This window comes from uncultured Corynebacterium sp. (genome assembly GCF_947253065.1).
In the GTDB taxonomy this organism is placed as follows: domain Bacteria; phylum Actinomycetota; class Actinomycetes; order Mycobacteriales; family Mycobacteriaceae; genus Corynebacterium.
The window spans coordinates 1-17757 of sequence record NZ_CAMXWS010000038.1; the positions used below are offsets into that span (position 1 = coordinate 1).

The following is a 17757-nucleotide window of genomic DNA, read 5'->3' on the forward strand; positions in this document are numbered from 1 at the left end:
CGTCAGATGTGTATAAGAGACAGTCCTGAGCCAGGATCAAACTCTCCACAAAAAATCAGTAAAAGATACTTAAGCCGTGAAAAGCTCAAAACCCAACCAAAACAAACCAAACCAACACCACAAAAAGCAGCATTGGACTGGCACATCCAAAAATTACTAAACAGTCACCCTCCAACCCTGACGGGGCAAAAAGGAAGGGCAACCAAAAATATCCAATCAGTCATGCAACCAACCAGAACGACACTGTCCCATCAATGGTTCAGACAGTACCGACCAGCACACACCAAAAGGCATGAAACAGTCACACAAACCAACCAAACAATAAAATCATTGGCACACTATCGAGTTCTCACACAACACACGCACACTTGGTTTTGGATTTTTCACTCCGCTACCGAAGAGGCTTGGTTGACATTACTTTGGAGTGGCACTCTGTGTCAACTCGCTCGCAATATCTATTTATTCTCATCCTTACGTGACGTTCACCATTTGGTAACCGCCTCAAGGACGGAACAAAACATTAGCCCTAACGACTTATAAAACGCAAACTGCGCACAAACATCGCCATCTACCTGGGATGATGCAAGTGCGCTTTGTTTTAGAAATACGCGGCAATTGGGCCTCGTGACGTGTTTATCACGTCGATCTCTGTACCGAAGATTTTCGTGAGCAGTTCAGAGCGAACAACCTCTTCAGGTGTGCCGAATTCCACGACCTTGCCGTCCTTCACTGCACAGATGTAGTCGGCATAGCGTGCGGCGAAGTTGATGTCGTGCAGCACCACGATGACGGTGCGACCCAGTTCATGGGCAGCTTCGTGCAGGTGACGCATCATTTCCACGGAGTGGGAGATGTCGAGGTTGTTGAGGGGTTCGTCGAGAAGCACGTACTCCGTTTCTTGCGCGAGCACCATGGCCACGTATGCGCGTTGGCGCTGTCCACCGGAAAGCTGGTCCAGGTAGCGGCCTTCGAGCCCGGTAAGTCCAAAGAAGTCGATATAGCGCGAGATGATCTCTTCGTCCTCGCTAGTCAATCGACCCTTGCTGTACGGGAAACGGCCGAATCCGACCAACTGGCGGACGGTGAGCTTGGTAACGAAGTTGTTTTCCTGACGCAGGATGGATAGCTCTTTAGCCAGTTCACCGCTCTTCACCGATGCGATATCACGTCCGCCAATGGCAACGGTGCCGGAATCTTGTTCCAGCAGCCTGCCAATGATGGTCAACAGCGTCGATTTGCCGGCGCCGTTTGGGCCGATCAGCGCAGTCATTCCGCCGGATGGAATTTCCAGATCAACAGGCCCGATTGCTGCATCGTGGCCATAGACTTTCGCTAGCGAAGAAAGCTTGATCACAGCGTGCCCTTTCTGAGAATTACGGCTAGGAATACGATGCCGCCCACCAATTCAATGATGATCGACACAATGCCTTGTGCATAAAAGATGTGGTTCATGATGAAGTACGAACCGGAAAGCACCACGAATCCGATGAGTACAGCCATCGGGAAGATGTATCGGTGGTCATATGTGTCCGCAAACTGGTACGCCAGCGTAGCCACGAGGAATCCAAGGAATGTCATCGGTCCCACGAGCGCGGTCGAAATTGCCATGAGCACGGCAACAAGTACCAGCACGTAGATTGAATGCGCGCGGTGGTTCACTCCGAGGTTGACAGCAGTCTCCCGGCCGAGCGAAACGACGTTCAGCGTGCGCGAGTGGATATAGAGCAACAGCGCCGCGCCCAGCGCGAGTGGAATCGCCACGGGGAAGTACTCCGGATCAGCATTATTGACGGATCCGAAGAGACGTGCGGTGAGCACATCAAATTCACTTGGGCTGAGCATGCGCTGCATGAAGGTGGACAGACTGCCCAATCCCCCACCAATAACCACGCCAATCAGCAGCATCGCGTGCATGTTGTTGCGACCAGTCAGCAACCATGAGTACAGCAACATGGAGAAGCCGACCATGAGCACCAACTGCAGAATGAAGATTTCCAGCGTGCGCGCATTAGCCAGCCCGACCGCACCAAAGAAGTACACGGTCGTCGTGTGAATGGCCACGTAAAGAGCTTCAAAGCCCATGATCGATGGCGTGATGATCCGGTTCCCTGTCACGGTATGAAACGCGACGGTGGCCATCGCTTGACACAAAGCCACGAGCGCCATGACCAGCACGGACATCGCGCGACGCTGCGCGATCAGCCAGTAACCGCGCGTTGACGGATCCATCGGGTTCTCATACGAGAGCAGACCCCACGTGAACGCCACAGCAGCGAGCAGCAGGCAGCCGAAGATGATCCAATAACGTCGTTTGCTTGTCGACGTATGGAACGCCCCCACTTCCCTCGCCCGAGTATGGGCAGCTTGAGTTGTCATGACTTCACCTGCCTGACAATCAAGACAACGAATACGGCTGCGCCGACGACACCGAGGATGACGGAGACTGGCATCTCAAATGGCGCGATGATGGTGCGCCCGATGATGTCGCAAATGGTGACCACTGCAACGCCCAAAAGGCAGACCCACGGCAGGTTCGAACGCAGGTCATCTCCACGGAACATCGACACCAGGTTAGGCACGATCAGTCCAAGGAATGGCAGCATACCCACGACAACGGTGACAACACCTGATGCGATGGCAACAAGGCCTACACCGATCAACACAATACGTTCATAGTTCAAGCCGACATTGGTAGCGATGTCTTTGCCCAGGCCAGCAACAGTGAGCCGGTCAGCAAAGAAGAACACCGCGATCACCACGATGCCGACGATCCACAAGACCTCATATTGGCCGCGAATGATCGAAGTGTACGAGCCAGCAAACCAGATGCCCAGCGATTGGAGCATGTCTGTCTGCATGGCAAAGAACGTCGAAATGGCGCTGATGACTGCACCCAGCATAATGCCGATGATCGGAACAACCAGGGAGGATTTCAACGTCACACGCTGCAAGAATGCAAAGAAGACCATTGTTCCCACAAATGCGAACGCCACAGCGACGAGCATTCGTTCCGTTAACGACGGATTGGGAATGAAGAAAAGCGCCACCATGAGACCAAGGCCGGCCCATTCTGTCGTGCCGGTGGTGGTGGGCTCTACGAAACGGTTTTGGGTGAGCAGCTGCATGACCATGCCGCTCATGGCCATCGCCATGCCCGAGAGCACGAGTGCGATGGTGCGCGGGACACGCGTAGTCCAGAACATGTCGACGCCATCTGAGTGGCCGCGAATGTCATACTGCCCCACTAACAGCGACAGCACGAGCAGTGCAGCGACCACCGCAACGCCCACCAGCATCTTCCAATTAGCAAGAGACGGGCGGGTCGTCGCAGTAGGCGTCGATAAGCGATCCGGCACTAAGCGGCTGCCTCCCACTGATCAGCGAGCTCGTTGAGAATCTCGGTGTACGTAATGATCGACTCATTAGTGTACGTGTCTACCGGAGCGATGTAGATGTGGCCCTCCTTAACAGCGGTCACATTCTTCAGCGCCTGACTATCGTCAAGAACCTGCTTTGCCGGGGCGGAATCCTCGGTACGGATCGCAGCGTCACGGTCAAGGACGAGCATCCAGTCCGGGTTTGCCTCTGCAATCGCCTCAACGGAGATGTCATCGCCCTGGTGGTCATCCGAACCACCATCGATCTCCAGCGCCGGAGTCAGCCCCAGCATGTCGAACAGCGGGCCCCAGGTGCGGCCGATCTTCGGTGCGACGTAGCCGATCTCACCACCCGAAACGTTGACCGCCATGACCTTCCAATCCTTGTTGTAAGCCTCACGTGCGCGCTCGAGCGCAGCGGTGAAATCATCGGTCATCTTCTTGGCGTCCTCTTCGTGGCCGAAGATCTTGCCCAGCGTGTCCACCTGACGGATGAATTCCTGGTCCAGCGGCTGGTCTTCACGCGGCTCCAGATCAATCAGCACTGCGTCCGGGGCAAGCTTCTCAATCTCATCGTTGTACTGAGTGAAACGCTGACCGGAAACAATCACCTGCGGCTCGGCAGCAGCGATCGCCTCAAGTTTCGGCTCACGGTGGTTTCCGATGTCAACGATGTCCTCGTTGTCCGCGATGCCCGGAATGGTCTGCGGCACCAGCGCACGTGCGGCAGCGACCGGCTTCACGCCCCACTGGTCCAGGATCTCGAAGCTGCGGTTGTCCAGCGCAACGACAGACTTCGGGTTCACAGGAACTTCCTTGGTCCCCTCATTGTCCTCGATGGTGACCGTTTCGCCAGCGGTAGCCGTTTCGCTGGTTTCGTTGCCGGTGTTCTCAGCCGGGCTGCAGCCGATCAGAGTCAGCGAAGCGGTGGCGAAGAGAGCGGCAACGACGCCTGCACGGCGACGGAGGGTAGTTCCAATCATGTGGACTCCTTGAGTACATAGAAAGTTGGTTAGCTTTGCCTAAGCTACCCACCGATTCGCCGTACGTCAATACCCCTTAGTTCATTGCTTCCCAAATGCCTGCTAATTCATTGAATACCTGCGTATATGCGGCGATCGAGGCGACTTCAGGGGTATCAAAAGGCGCGACGTAGATATTCGCGTCCTCGACTGCATCGGAGTCTTCGAACCGTTCATCATCAAGCACCAGCTTCATCGCCGGGGTGTATCCCTCGACCGCCGGATCAAAATTAGGCTCCACCACCAGAATCACATCCGGCTTCTTCTCTGCCTCGACGAGTTCCAGCCCGAGCATCTTCACGACAGGTTCGAAAAATCCCCTACCGGCCTGCGTATCCACGTCAGTCCCGTCTGCCCCCACGATCGCCACTGTCCAGTCCTCATCAGCTTCGTCTTTGGCGCGGACGAGCGCTTCTGAGAATTCGTCGTCAAGCGTTTTTGCTTCTTCGTCTTTTTCAAAGACCGGCCCCAAGATCTGCACCTGTCGGACCATCTCCCAGTCCAACGGCGGACCTTCCCGCGGTGTCACATCAACCACCGGGACATCCGGCAACTGCTCCGATTGTTCCGTGGCAATCACGATGAGGTCGGCTTGTTCCACATCATCTGCCGCCTCTACCCCGAGTGCCTCCAGCAGGTCGCGCGCACGCTCATCCCACGCCACAACCTTCTTGGGATTCAACGGCACATCCTTGGTGCCCTCGTTGTCGGCGATGTTCACCGTTTCGCCCATCCAGCCCGGCTTGACCAAGGAAGGCGGGATCTCTGTTTTCTCCTCAGTCGCTCCGCAACCGGATAAAAGCGGAAAAGTTGCCACGCATAGTCCGAAACTGACCAGTTTCTTTCGCCAGTTCACCTGCACAGGGGACCTTCTTTCACCTATTTCCTAACGCACAGATTGGCGATAAATTTACCTCCTCAAAATGCGATTTACCGCTTCCTGGTGCGTCAGAAACCCGGCAGTGATTCGGGCACCAATATCTATAACGAGCTAAAGGGTGAGCAGGTAGTCAACTTGTTCCTTCAGGAATGAGAGATTCACTTGCCCGAGAAAGGCCTCATCCCCCGGCCGAAATGTGTCGAGCCATTTCAACGCTTGAACTCGACAATCAACAAATTCCTCATCCAATTGATCGTTCCGCTCAACAATCATCAAAAGCAGCATGAGGTTGTGCGAGATACCTACCAGCCTCGCTACCACCTGAGCAACTTGTGCGTTGGCCTTAGGAGAACCAGAGGCAATCTGCCTCAGCGCTTCATGTGAATAAGCTTCGGCCTTGCGGAGCGCCTCGTATGCCTCATTGGGAGCGCCATCGCGGATATAACAAGCACCTAGATTCATCGAAGCCCGCGCCAATGTGTCCAGATGAAATAAGACATATTCAGGCGAACTATCCATTATCCGGCGAGTCTGGTCAATAACGACTTTCTGATTCTCGATCGGTGGAAACTCAGCGCTCCGCGTGCCAGACAGGTGGACGAATTTACCTCTCTTCATCTGTACAAGCGGGAAAAAACCCACTGGTTGCCTGGCGCTAATCATCTCTCCCAGTCGCGATTCCACCAGGCGAGTCAGCCTCAGGCTTGGATCCGCCGATTCAGCCAGTTCTTGTCTTGTTCGCTCCAGGCGAGAGATCGCAAGTTCCAGCCGCCCCTGATGTGCATAAATTTGCGAAAGCAGCAATTCGGCCTCAACAGTGGCTCTTCCATCACCACCAACCGCAACACGGGCATTTTCAGTGAGCCTCTCAACAACATCCCGGGCTTCTTCGAATTGCTGCAAGTTGAAAAGCACGACACCGAGCTGACGCCGAACATGTAAATTCAGCGGATCATAAACCCCGTGATGCTGGTCAGCAACAGAGAGGCATGCCAAAAACCACCGCTTGGCATCTGCCATCCTGCCTTCAAATCCCGCTACGTCCCCTGCCGCAAAATAAATCTCTGTCCTGAGGGTTGCGTAACTTCTGGTCTGGGGAATTCTTGTATCCAAGTCTCGGAATTTTTGCTCTACGTCCTTAATCATTGCTGTTTGGCAACCCCAGCGAAGAACGTTCGCTTCCGCTTCAATTGCGTACGGTGAGTCCGCTCCGCTTGCTTCCTGGATCTTTGCCAGCAGAGTTTTTCCTTGCTCGAAAGCCTCGGTGCTCGAAACATCCATCGCGTACACCGCTCGGAGTCTCTTTATCTGAAGCATGAGGGCATCAAGAGAATCTTCACCGTAAATACGGGACATAATGGCGAGAGCTTCGTCATAAAATTCGATGGCTTCATCATTGCGGAAATTCTCAAAAGCCACTTCCGCTTTTAACAGCACGGTTGGGATGTAGATAGTTCCCACGATTTCTTCGGGCACTGTCCGGTCTGAGTAGTAATCCCCCAACATTGCCGTCACATCGTTCAAGACCGGCGCCGCTTCTAATGGGTCCCCGCTTCGCAGCAAAAGTTTTGCCTGCAAGAGTTTGAGTGCCAACGTGTCTGGATGGCTCTCACCATCCATTTCAATCTGCTGCGGAAGTACTTCCAGCAGAATTGCCTCTGCATCTTTGAACTCAGACATTGCGTAATAGCATTCTGCAATTTGTCGGCGCACAAAGATTTGATCGCGCTCTGAGACATCACTGCCGAGCACACGGAGCGCGGAATTGAAGCACTCAATAGCCTCTGAGAACTCATACGCCCGCATATTTCTTCTAGCTGCATAAACATAGACCGCAGCTGTCGTGAGCGGTGGCCCCTCCTCAGCAAAATCTAAATACCAGTCGACCACTGCATCAACCTGCGTGCTATTAGGCAAGTCAAGGTGATCACGTTGGCCATCAAGCCACTGAATGCATGCTTGTTGCGCCAACCCTTGCGCGTGTGCTTTCAACGCAGGCAGGCTTTGAAGGGATTTACGAACGTGCCGAGTTAGCAAAGGGTCGGTAAAGCTGGCCACGTCAGTGGAGCCTTGACACCAACCAATGGGATTGCGTGCCTTATTTATTGCCTCAAGGGCATTCTCCTGCACCGAGTCATAAATCTCTTCCATAACCTCAGCGATGACGGTCGGAACAAAGCGATTCAGGATATCCAGAGTCGGGTCTGAGGGATTTCCTGCCACAGCTGATGTAAGTGCATTTCGCACGTCTTCAGGCAGTGCATTCCAACGACTCTCCACTACCTGCTCGACCGAGTTTGGAAGCCTGAACTCATCAGTAAGCAAGATCTTGTTCCCTGAGTACTTGATCTCGCGGGCGACGTTGGGGTCTGTGATCCAGAGGAGAAGAAACAGGGGCGTGTTCAGTTTCTCCACTACTTGGGCTGCTACATCAGCAGATGTCTCCGGGGCGTAGCGCAACAGAAGATTAATGAGAGACAAATCCTGAAGCGAAGGGATATCCACATCAAGTATTCGTGATTGAGAATCCGGTTGATCCAGCATGCCCAAATGCCATTGCTGAAAATCTCCCTCTGCTGTCCCTTCAGGCCAGGCAGTGCCGACGATCAAAACTGGTCTGTTCTGATCATGCACGGCAAGGGTTGCCAGAAGTGAACCCAGATTGGGCCCCATGAGGTGCATGTCCTCCACAACGACAATTCCGGGTAACCCCTTGGCAGTCAGCGAGCGAATGGCCTCTGCGAGTTCTACACCAGCATCTTTCTTGAACTTCAGGTGCTGCTCCCCCATATCTACATCGCGGTGCAGATTCTTCGAATCTTTCCGCCTCTTGCCGAACCAACGCAGTGTGTCGGTAAGCCATGAAGAAAGAGTTGCCGGAAGGGGCACGCCAAGGCTTAGAGCGTCAACAGACGCCTCGAGCAAAGAATCAAATGCATCGGCCTGGAGGTCTTTGCGCACTCTCGTGACCACTTGGGAAAGCACTTTTCCCGTGCGTTCCAATGCTCCAGAGGAATCCCACCAAGCCAAGGACAGTGGGGCGAGATGTGTCGCCATCTGTTCCTGGCCCGCTGCCACGACATCCAATTTCTGGTTATTGCGGAGATTCTCGCAGTTGAACGACCACCATCCGAAGGTTGGGAGTGTGTCTTCTTTCCAAACAAAAGACTCCAACTCTGGGGAAAGTAGCGCGCGACCGCTCAAAGGATCAGCGTGGTGGTCAGCAGGAAACAATTCCGGCCAGTACTGGCCGAATCCATCTTTTCCATTCTGGGCACCATCCAAGCGCAGCAGCTCATACAAGCGTTGAATGATGGCTGTCTTTCCAACTCCTGAAGCGCCGCGAAGCAAGACAACTGTGGGCCCGTCATAGGTACCTTCTGAAAGCCTTTTCACCCGATTAAACAGGTCGTGAGCAATAGCTTCGTGATCGCCAAGGAGTTCCGGCATTTTAGTTCCTCTCGCAAGAGGACACGGCCAACGAACCAGTGGCTCTTTCCACGACAGACAATCTGTGGCTCAGAACTTAGGTGCAATTGCCATGCCCGCTACCAAGTTCCAGCCCAGTGTAACGGGTCCAAACAGTAAAACCCCTCAAGTCCTGTGTCCTAAGTCATAAAACACAAGCCTTGAGGGGCTGCATTGTGGAGATGCCGGGAATTGAACCCGGGTCCTTCGCCACTGCACCAGGGCTTCTCCGTGCGCAGTCCGCACAGAATCTCTGCTCGGCCCTCCGGATCAGGCGAACATGTCCGGATGACGGGCCCAGTCAGTGAAAGAAGTCCCCTCCAAGCACCTCACTGACACGGTGAGAGGGCAAGCTCCCTAGTCGATGCCAGGGTCCGGGGCGGGAGCAAGCCCGGCCTGACAGACACGCGGTCGCTACTTAGGCAGCGAGGGCGTAGTCACGCTGAGAGTTCTTCTCTGCGTTTATAAAGTGCTGCGACGCTTCAAATCGGTGGTCTCCAGCCTGCACCGGCACGCTTCCCCTGGTTTAGTCAGCGAAGTCGAAACCAAGTCATCCCCTTCGCGTCCTGCGGCGGGAACATGCATTGCAACCGCAGGAAGAATAACACTACCGCTGTTCAACGGCGCACGTCAAGCAGGTGCGACGCGCAGAAACTCAACGACAGTATCCGGATCAACATCCACGGCGAGGCGGACAGCACGCGCAACATTGACTGGGTCCATCTTCGGGCGGTCACCGTGCTTTGGGTCGGTGAGCATGTCAGTGTCAGTGCGACCCGGGTGGATCGAGGTCACGCGGATGCGTCCCTTTTCCTCTAGGCGGAGCGCATCGGTGAACCCGCGCAGTGCGAATTTGGATGCACAGTACGCAGTGTTTTCTTCGACACCGTGGAAGCCAGCGCCGGAGTTGATGGTGATGAGTAGTCCACGCGAACGTCGTAAAGCGGGCAAAAGCTCGCGTGTGAGCGTGACGGGCGCGAGCACGTTGATGTCCATCGTGTCCCGCCACTGCTGCGCGTCGAGCTCATCAAAAGGCGCCTTGTGCAGCACGCCTGCAGCGTGAACCACGACATCGACATTCTCGATCTTGCGCGCGGCCTCGACGATCGCCTGCTCATCGCGCAGGTCGACCTCGAATGGTTCAGCGCTGGGCAGCTTGTCCACGACTTCGCTCGCATCCCGCGATGCGCCGACCAAAATGTGGTGGTCTTTGCCCAATTCCTCGGCAATCGCACGACCGATTCCCCGCGATGCGCCAGTGATGAGGACAGTTTTCATGCCTTGATCCCCTTGAATTTGCGACCAAGTTCACGCGCGATCTCGCGGTCCTCGGTGCGTTTCTTGATGTCTTGGCGTCGATCGTAGTCCTGCTTACCTTGCGCCAGGCCGAGTTCGACCTTGACCAGGCCATCTTTGAGGTACAGCTTCAGCGGCACAAGCGTGCGGTTGCCATCGCGCACCTTGCCCGCGAGCGTGTCGATCTCGCGCCGGTGCAGTAGCAGCTTGCGGGTGCGACGCGGCGAGTGGTTCGTCCACGACCCCATCGAATACTCCGGGATGTGGAGGTTACGCAGGAAGACCTCGCCGTCGTCGATCGTGGCATATGCCTCGACGAGCGAGGCCTTGCCGTCGCGCAAGGACTTGATCTCGGTTCCCTGCAGGACCACACCTGCTTCATAGGTATCCAGGATGGTGTAGTCATGGCGAGCTTTGCGGTTGGACGCGATGACGCCTGGTCCATCCTTTTTCTTTTTCTTCGCCACGAACTAAACCTCCTATTTACGCACGTAGGAGCGCAACGCTACCTGAGCGACCAGGCCTGCTGCAACAAGCGCAACCAGGCCGACCAATGGCATCACGGTCCACACGGCACTGTCCGGAAGCTTGGCAATCAGCAGATTCTCGTACACACCGAACAGCATCGGATCAACGATCTGCGATTTAATCGCCCACACGCCCACCGTGGCGATCACACCGCCGACGAATACAGAGATGAGCGCCTCAAGAATGAACGGCGCCTGTGTGAACCAGCGGGTCGCGCCCACCATGCGCATGATCCCGATTTCCTCGCGGCGACTGTACGCAGCCAGCTGCACCATATTCGCAATCAGGAACATCGCGGCCAGCGCCTGAGCCGCAGCAATAATAAAGGTCGCATTACGGAACGAGTCGAGCGAATCAGCCACGCCACGAACATCACTTGCCTGGTCAGCCACGTAAGCGACCTGCGGCAGATCACGGACCGCGTCGATCGGCTCGGTATTCGTCGGATCCTCCAGACGCACGTGCAGCGCCGCCGGCATCGAATCCTTCGAGGTCTCCTCCACCAGCACCGGATCCGATTCCTGGAACAGCTCCACGAAGCGCTCGTACGACTGCTCGCGGTTACGGAAGGTCACGGACTCGACGCGGTCATCCGCCTGCAGCGTGTCGCGCACCTCTGCACAGCTTGTCGACGAACAATCCTTGTCCCCCGCCGACACTTCCTCGTCCAGCTCCACCATCACCTCAACACGGTCGAGGTACAGGTCCTTGGTGTCGCTAGTCACCTTGGACATCAAAATGCCCGCACCCACCAGCGCCAACGACAGCGCAGTGGTGATGATCAGCGCAATCGTCATGGTGAGGTTGCGTCCCAGACCACGGAAGCCCTCACGGAAAATGAAATTCCAGTTCATAGTTATGCCCCCACTGTTCCGTACACGCCATGGCTGTCATCACGGACCAATTTGCCCAGGTGCAGCTCAATCACGCGCTGACGCATATCGTTGACCGCACGCGCATTGTGCGTGGACATGACAACTGTCGTGCCCATGCGGTTAATGCGGGCAAGCAGCGCCATGATGTCGTCCGCGGTGGACGGGTCAAGGTTGCCGGTCGGCTCGTCGGCAAGCAAAAGATGCGGTCGGTCCACGAACGCACGCGCAATAGCCACCCGCTGCTGCTCGCCGCCGGACAGCTCATTCGGCATCCGGTTCGCCTTCGCATCCAGCCCCACGATTTCCAACGCTTCAGGCACAAGCTTCTTGATCTTCGCCTTCGGCTTACCAATCACCTCCAGCGCGAACGCCACATTGTCGTACACGTTCAACTTCGGCAGCAGCCGGAAGTCCTGGAAGACGTAGCCAATGGACTGGCGGAGCTTGTTCACCTCCTTGCCCTTCAACGCATTCACGTGGAAGTCATCGAAGTAGATATCACCGCTTGTCACGTTTTCCTCACGGATAAGCAGCTCCAAAAACGACGACTTGCCCGAGCCCGACGGGCCGATCAAGAAAACAAATTCGCCGTTTTCAATCGTCAGCGAAATGTCATCGAGAGCCGGCCGCGTCGATGTCGGGTAGACCTTTGTCACATTCGAGAAAGTGATCACATGCGCCACTCTAGTGACAGCATTTGCATGTAGGAAATCCTATTCCACAAAATCGCAGGTGAGTTAGGATCCTTCGCCCTGCTGCTCCGCCATACGCCAGCGGATGCCTGACTCCAAGAACCCATCGATATCGCCGTCGAGGACCTTCTGCGGGTCGCCGACTTCGTAGTTGGTGCGCAGGTCTTTGACCATTTGGTAGGGGTGCAGGACGTAGGAGCGCATCTGATTGCCCCAGCTTGCGTTACCGCCGGCACCGAGGGCGTCGAGCTCTGCCTTTTCTTCCTGGCGCTTGAGCTCAAGCAACTTGGACTGCAGAACGTTCATGGCGGAAGCCTTGTTCTGGATCTGTGACTTCTCGTTCTGACAGGTCACCACGATGCTGGTAGGTACGTGGGTGATGCGCACTGCTGAGTCGGTGGTGTTCACGGACTGACCACCGGGACCGGAAGAGCGGTAGACGTCGACGCGAATATCGGAGTCCGGGATATCGATGTGGTCGGTCTGCTCCACCACAGGCAGGACCTCCACCTCGGCGAATGAAGTCTGGCGGCGGCCCTGGTTATCAAACGGCGAGATACGCACCAGACGGTGCGCTCCCTGCTCGACGGAGAGCTGGCCGTACATGTACTCTCCGTGAACGACGAAAGTCGCGGATTTGATACCGGCTTCTTCGGCATAAGAGATGTCGTATACATCCACCTTGTGGCCGCTCTTTTCAGCCCAGCGGGTGTACATACGCATGAGCATCTCAGCCCAATCGGCAGCATCGACACCGCCGGCACCAGAGCGGATGTGCACCACGGCCTCACGCTCGTCGTATTCGCCTGAGAGCATCGTGGTCACTTCCAAAGAAGAGATCTGGGATTCCAGGTCAGCCAACTCATCGTCGGCAAGCGACGCGTCGCCCTCCTCTTCCGCAAGTTCATACATGACCGGCAGATCCTCGAGCCTTTGGCGAAGGCTCTTGACCTTGCGCAGGCGGGCCTGGACGTTGGACAGCTCCGTGGTCACCTTCTGCGCGTGGTCAGGATCGTCCCACAGGCTGGGGTCGGCGGCTTGTTGTTCCAGTTCACGGGCTCGCGAATCCATTTCGTCCAAATCCATGACCGTCTCGATGGTGGTCAATGTGGAATCGAGGGACTGGATCCGGTTGCTGGTCTCTGGCTGCATAGGTGCGCAGTCTAGTAGACAGCGCCATAATGGCGTTTGTGTCTACCGCAGCTTTCATTGAATCCCACCGCAATGCCACCGATGCCGAGCTCGCCCGTGCGCTCGTCGAGACCGCCGGCGGCCTCGCCTTGAGCATGCGCGACGAGGGACTGGAAACAGGTCAGAAGACGTCCGTGTCCGACGTGGTCACCAACGCTGACACGGCAGCCGAGGAGTTCGTTGCCGAAACTCTCCAAGCCCTGCGCCCCGACGACGGGATCGTGGGTGAGGAGGGTGCGGCGAAGGCGTCGATAAGCGGTCGGACCTGGGTCATTGACCCGGTCGATGGCACCTACAACTTCGCCTCCGGTTCGGATTATTTCTGCTCAGCCGTCGCGCTCGTCGAGGGCGACGTACGCGATCCCGAGCGCATTCTTGTCAGCGCGATCCACCGCCCGGCGCTCGCGACCACATGGATCGCGGACCACGGCACGGCGACACGGAACGGCCGCGAGCTAGACAAGCTTGTCGACGCCCCACTGCCCCACCTGGCGCTCGCCACCTACCTCCACCCCACGTCGATGAAGCGTGATGGTGTCCGCGAAGCCTGGCTGCGCGCAGCAAATCAAGCGGCGACCGTGCGCATGTTCGGCGCGGGCTCGATCGATCTCGCTACCGTCGCGTCTGGCGGAATCGGCGGATGGCTGCAACATTCCGTCGCTGACTGGGATTGGCTCCCGGGCAAAGCCCTCATCGAAGCTGCTGGCGGCAAGGCCATCAAGGTCGATGCCGGCGGGGTGACCTGGTGCGTGGCAGGAAATGAGCAGCTCGTTGACGAGGTGGCGGACCTCCTCGCTGGCTAAGCTTGAAAAGCATGGCTCACTACTCTGACGATCTCGCCCTGGCCCTTGAACTCGCAGACCTCGCTGACACGATCACGCTTGAACGTTTCGAGTCCGCAGACCTGCGCGTGGACACCAAACCGGACATGACACCAGTCTCCGATGCCGATGTCGCGGTCGAAAGTGCTCTGCGCGACAAGCTCGGCGTCACCCGCCCCGCCGATGCCGTACTCGGTGAAGAATTCGGCGGCGATGTTCATTTCTCCGGCCGCCAATGGGTCATCGACCCGATCGACGGCACCAAGAATTTCGTCCGCGGCGTGCCAGTGTGGGCAACCCTCATCTCCCTGCTTGAGGATGGCAAACCCGTCGTCGGCGTTATCAGTGCCCCGGCCCTGGCTCGTCGTTGGTACGCCAGCGAAGGCGCCGGCGCATGGCGCACTTTCGCCGATGGCAGTGTCACCCGGCTGGAGGTCTCTGGGGTGAAGGGATTGGAGGATGCGTCGTTAAGCATCTCGTCTTTGAGCGGCTGGCGCGACCGTAACCTGCGCGAACAGCTGATCACCCTGACCGATGATGTCTGGCGCCTGCGCGGCTACGGCGATTTCTTCTCCTACTGTCTCGTCGCCGAAGGCGCTGTCGACATCGCCGCCGAGCCCGAAGTCTCCCTCTGGGACCTCGCCGCCCTGTCCGTCCTGGTCAGCGAAGCTGGCGGCCGTTTCACATCCCTTGCCGGCGAGGACGGCCCGCACGGCGGCGATGCTGTTGCCACCAACGGCCTCCTCCACGACGAGGTGCTTGGTCGCCTGCGCTAGCGCGCCAAACGGAAGCCGTTGCCCACGCCCGGCGCGGAATTCAGATCACGGATAATCGCATCGATGCTCGTCGATACCGTCGGCGCGTGGATCGGCCCCTGCAACGGCGTTGAGCACGACAAATTTGCTGCCTGCGGGATCGAGCTGCCGTTGATCAGCCCAACCAGACGCGTACCCGCATAGAGTGGCGCACCCGAATCACCCGCCATCGCGCACACCTGCGACTGGTGACGCGGCCCGGCAGCCACCCACACCATGCCGCAGGTCTTGCCCGATGCGTAGCCGTTCTTGCACAGCTGGTCACCAGTGCGCACCGCACCACCCGTCGAACGAATCGTTGTGCCGTTATAGCTCGCCGTCAGGTCCGCGCGCGGACCAAGCTCAATCACCGCATAGTCCAACGCACCATTCTTACGCACAATTCGGCCCGTCGGCCCCGCCGCAAACGAGTCCGACGCCACAATCGGGTCGCCGATATTTCCGCAGTGCCCCGCGGTGAGCGCCACCTTGCGCCCCGCACCATCCGTGCCCACTGCCGATACCGTGCACATGCCGTACATGCCCACATAGATCGGCGCACCAGCACCATAAAGCGCCCGGCCACGCGCCGCCGCCTGCTTCGCACCCGGGTTCGCGCGCTGCGCATCAAACCACGACCCCGGCACGCGATGCAGAACACGATCCGCAAAAGGCTTACCCGCCAGCACCTTCGATACCGGGTCATTCCGCCACTTATAATTCGGGTCAACCTGCGCATTCGCTGTTGGCGCAGCTACTAGTGTCAGCACAGCTAACGCCGCTGCCGCCATAGCCCGGATCTTCATGTGGCCGTCCCTTCTCCGAGAGGATCTGAATAGACAAACCGTACCGCACGGGTGGGTCCTTACAATGGCGCACATGACCGAACTCGACCTCCGCTGCTATTTCGTCACCGGCGCGGGCACCCCCGAACACATCGTGGAAACCGCCCGCGCCGCCGCCCAGGGTGGCGCCGGCATCATCCAGGTGCGCAGCAAACCCATCAGCGCGCGCGACCTCTACGACCTCGGCCTTTCCGTGGTCACCGCCGTGCACGAAGTCAACCCCAACACGCACGTGCTTATCGACGACCGCGTCGATGTCGCCCTCGTCCTCGCCCCCCACGGTGTTGCTGGCGTCCACATTGGCCAAGACGATCTGAACCCACGCATTGCCCGCGAGCTTCTCGGACCCGATGCCGTGATCGGCCTGACCACCGGCACGCTTGAACTCGTCCAGGCTGCCAACGACTACGCAGATGTGATCGACTACATCGGCGCCGGCCCATTCCGCGACACCCCGACGAAAGATTCCGGCCGCACTCCCCTGGGGCTTGAGGGCTACCCCGCCCTTGTTTCAGCAGCTGAAATGCCCATTGTCGCCATCGGTGATGTCACTGTGGATGACGCTGAAGCCCTTGCCCGCACTGGTGTCGATGGCGTTGCCATCGTCCGCGGCATCATGAACGCCGAGAACCCACGCGACTACGTCTCGCGAGTCGTTGCCAACGTTGACCGCGGGCACAGCTAACTAGCAAAACTATCCGCCAAACCAAGGTCCTCCACCTTCCGCACCACATAATCATCGTTCCGCACCGGCAACGAGTGGTTGAAGGAAACGTACCGGCTGCCGTCACCGAAGTCGAAGACGATTTCATTTCCGTGTCGCTTGACCTGCGCATACCCTTCGGTAACCAGCGAGTGGCACGCAGAGCACAGCGGGATCAGGTTATCCATGTCCGTCAGCCCACCGTTGGCCCATTCCTCCATGTGGTGGAATTCCATGAACCGCGTGTGCGTGCACCCCGGCATCGCGCACTGACCACCCCACATCGCCAGCAGCGACCGGATCTGCCCATCCGTGGCCAGACGCGACGACCTGCCTGCGTTGATGATCATTCCGCGGTTATCCACCGTGTCCAGCCGCACCAGCGCATTAGCCACAAGGTTCTCCAGCCCCTTCGACGGTGCACCGGCGTTATTCGGCAAATAAGCTCGGCCATCTACCGTCATCATCACGCTGACCTGCGCACCCGGCGTTCGAAGTGTGCTTTTCGGCTGTGACCTGACAATATTCACCATGCCCATCAGCGCGTGAACCATCGCACGCCCAGTGGGCAAACCAAAGCCCGAAACATCCTTCTTGGCCTGCCGTTTTTCCTCTTCTTTCTCTTTGGAATGCATCAGCTCATCGAGTTTGTCTGGATCGACCTCGCCATCTTCTCCAATCAGCCCAGACAGCTCTTCTTCATCCGCCGCGAAAGCCAAATGCCCCAACTTCAGCGCCGCACAGAACTGCTCCCCATCCGCAGGATTTAACCGCGCCCACACATTCACATATCCATCCGGCTGCTTCTTCAGCCGCAGGTAGCACTCCTTTTTCTCCTCTTTCTCATTCGGCTTCTCACGTCCCGCCAACGCGCATTCAAGCCCCAAATAACCCACCTGCGCCGCCTTATCCACGAGCTCCACCTCGTTCTCCGGCGTGAGATATTTCAGCACCAGGCGCAACGCTGAATAGCTCAGGTTCCCCGCCGCGAAATTCGCCGCCAAATACGGAAAATTCTGCAGCTGCCGCGCTACAAACACATATTCATGCGCCGTCGACTCCGAAATACCCAACCGCCGCATCAGCCACGTCGCGGTACTCGACGCTCCGCACTGCTCCGCAAGATTGAGCCGATCAAACTCCCCAATCATCTCTAGAAGTCGAGCTTTCGAACGCATCAACACCACATATTGTGAAACAATATCTTCCGCCAATCCTGTCAGATCAGGTTCCCGCTCTACCGTTTGTACTGCCATTATTCCCCC

17 protein-coding genes and 1 other RNA gene are annotated in these 17757 nt (G+C 57.3%); 4 read left to right on the forward strand and 14 right to left on the reverse strand.

Features of this window, described 5'->3' with window-relative positions:
• A partial coding sequence (locus Q0X21_RS08510) for a hypothetical protein (RefSeq protein ID WP_297851474.1) occupies positions 1 to 540 on the forward strand: 540 nt, incomplete at its 5' end.
• Positions 541 to 598: 58 nt separating this feature from the next.
• Here Q0X21_RS08510 and Q0X21_RS08515 read toward each other — a convergent pair.
• The 12 genes from Q0X21_RS08515 to prfB form a co-directional block, all read right to left on the reverse strand.
• The gene (locus Q0X21_RS08515) at positions 599 to 1354 is read right to left on the reverse strand and encodes an ABC transporter ATP-binding protein (RefSeq protein WP_297851475.1); all 756 of its coding nucleotides are present in this window, start codon (positions 1352 to 1354) and stop codon (positions 599 to 601) included.
• A complete protein-coding gene (locus tag Q0X21_RS08520) occupies positions 1351 to 2376 on the reverse strand; it encodes an iron chelate uptake ABC transporter family permease subunit (protein ID WP_297851476.1) in 1026 nt (341 codons plus the stop codon). Before Q0X21_RS08520 ends, Q0X21_RS08515 begins: the two co-directional genes overlap by 4 nt.
• Positions 2373 to 3296, reverse strand: a complete 924-nt coding sequence (locus Q0X21_RS08525; RefSeq protein ID WP_297851490.1) for an ABC transporter permease — start codon at positions 3294 to 3296, stop codon at positions 2373 to 2375. The genes Q0X21_RS08520 and Q0X21_RS08525 overlap by 4 nt, the downstream gene beginning before the upstream one ends.
• Before the next feature lie 59 nt (positions 3297 to 3355).
• Complete coding sequence (locus Q0X21_RS08530; RefSeq protein WP_297851477.1) at positions 3356 to 4360, reverse strand: siderophore ABC transporter substrate-binding protein; 1005 nt, start codon at positions 4358 to 4360, stop codon at positions 3356 to 3358.
• A 76-nt stretch (positions 4361 to 4436) separates the two neighbouring features.
• On the reverse strand, positions 4437 to 5216 hold the full coding sequence (locus Q0X21_RS08535; RefSeq protein ID WP_297851478.1) for a hypothetical protein: 780 nt from the start codon (positions 5214 to 5216) through the stop codon (positions 4437 to 4439).
• Positions 5217 to 5390: 174 nt separating this feature from the next.
• Positions 5391 to 8729 (reverse strand): tetratricopeptide repeat protein, encoded by a 3339-nt coding sequence (locus tag Q0X21_RS08540; protein WP_297851479.1) that lies wholly within the window; start codon positions 8727 to 8729, stop codon positions 5391 to 5393.
• A 192-nt stretch (positions 8730 to 8921) separates the two neighbouring features.
• Positions 8922 to 9305, reverse strand: a transfer-messenger RNA (tmRNA) gene (ssrA, locus tag Q0X21_RS08545).
• 72 nt (positions 9306 to 9377) lie between these two features.
• Positions 9378 to 10025 (reverse strand): SDR family oxidoreductase, encoded by a 648-nt coding sequence (locus Q0X21_RS08550; RefSeq protein ID WP_297851480.1) that lies wholly within the window; start codon positions 10023 to 10025, stop codon positions 9378 to 9380.
• Entirely contained in the window at positions 10022 to 10510 is a 489-nt protein-coding gene (gene smpB, locus Q0X21_RS08555; RefSeq protein WP_297851481.1) for an SsrA-binding protein SmpB, read from the reverse strand. Before smpB ends, Q0X21_RS08550 begins: the two co-directional genes overlap by 4 nt.
• 12 nt (positions 10511 to 10522) lie before the next feature.
• Positions 10523 to 11425, reverse strand: a complete 903-nt coding sequence (gene ftsX, locus Q0X21_RS08560) for a permease-like cell division protein FtsX (protein ID WP_297851482.1) — start codon at positions 11423 to 11425, stop codon at positions 10523 to 10525.
• A gap of 2 nt (positions 11426 to 11427) precedes the next feature.
• Positions 11428 to 12120 (reverse strand): cell division ATP-binding protein FtsE, encoded by a 693-nt coding sequence (gene ftsE, locus Q0X21_RS08565; protein ID WP_297851483.1) that lies wholly within the window; start codon positions 12118 to 12120, stop codon positions 11428 to 11430.
• 63 nt (positions 12121 to 12183) lie between these two features.
• On the reverse strand, positions 12184 to 13290 hold the full coding sequence (prfB, locus tag Q0X21_RS08570; protein WP_297851484.1) for a peptide chain release factor 2: 1107 nt from the start codon (positions 13288 to 13290) through the stop codon (positions 12184 to 12186).
• 29 nt (positions 13291 to 13319) lie between these two features.
• Between prfB and Q0X21_RS08575 the strand changes: the two genes are divergently transcribed.
• Both Q0X21_RS08575 and hisN read left to right on the forward strand, forming a co-directional pair.
• On the forward strand, positions 13320 to 14132 hold the full coding sequence (locus Q0X21_RS08575) for an inositol monophosphatase family protein (protein WP_297851485.1): 813 nt from the start codon (positions 13320 to 13322) through the stop codon (positions 14130 to 14132).
• Positions 14133 to 14143: 11 nt separating this feature from the next.
• On the forward strand, positions 14144 to 14926 hold the full coding sequence (gene hisN / locus Q0X21_RS08580; protein ID WP_297851486.1) for a histidinol-phosphatase: 783 nt from the start codon (positions 14144 to 14146) through the stop codon (positions 14924 to 14926).
• Here the strand turns inward: hisN and Q0X21_RS08585 are convergent.
• Complete coding sequence (locus Q0X21_RS08585; RefSeq protein WP_297851487.1) at positions 14923 to 15750, reverse strand: S1 family peptidase; 828 nt, start codon at positions 15748 to 15750, stop codon at positions 14923 to 14925. The genes hisN and Q0X21_RS08585 overlap by 4 nt on opposite strands.
• 73 nt (positions 15751 to 15823) lie before the next feature.
• Between Q0X21_RS08585 and Q0X21_RS08590 the strand changes: the two genes are divergently transcribed.
• Positions 15824 to 16474, forward strand: a complete 651-nt coding sequence (locus Q0X21_RS08590) for a thiamine phosphate synthase (RefSeq protein ID WP_297851488.1) — start codon at positions 15824 to 15826, stop codon at positions 16472 to 16474.
• On the opposite strand, the gene Q0X21_RS08595 is transcribed toward Q0X21_RS08590, so the two are convergent.
• The coding region (locus Q0X21_RS08595; RefSeq protein ID WP_297851489.1) for an HNH endonuclease signature motif containing protein at positions 16471 to 17757 on the reverse strand (1287 nt) is incomplete at its 5' end. The two genes, Q0X21_RS08590 and Q0X21_RS08595, sit on opposite strands and share 4 nt — an antisense overlap.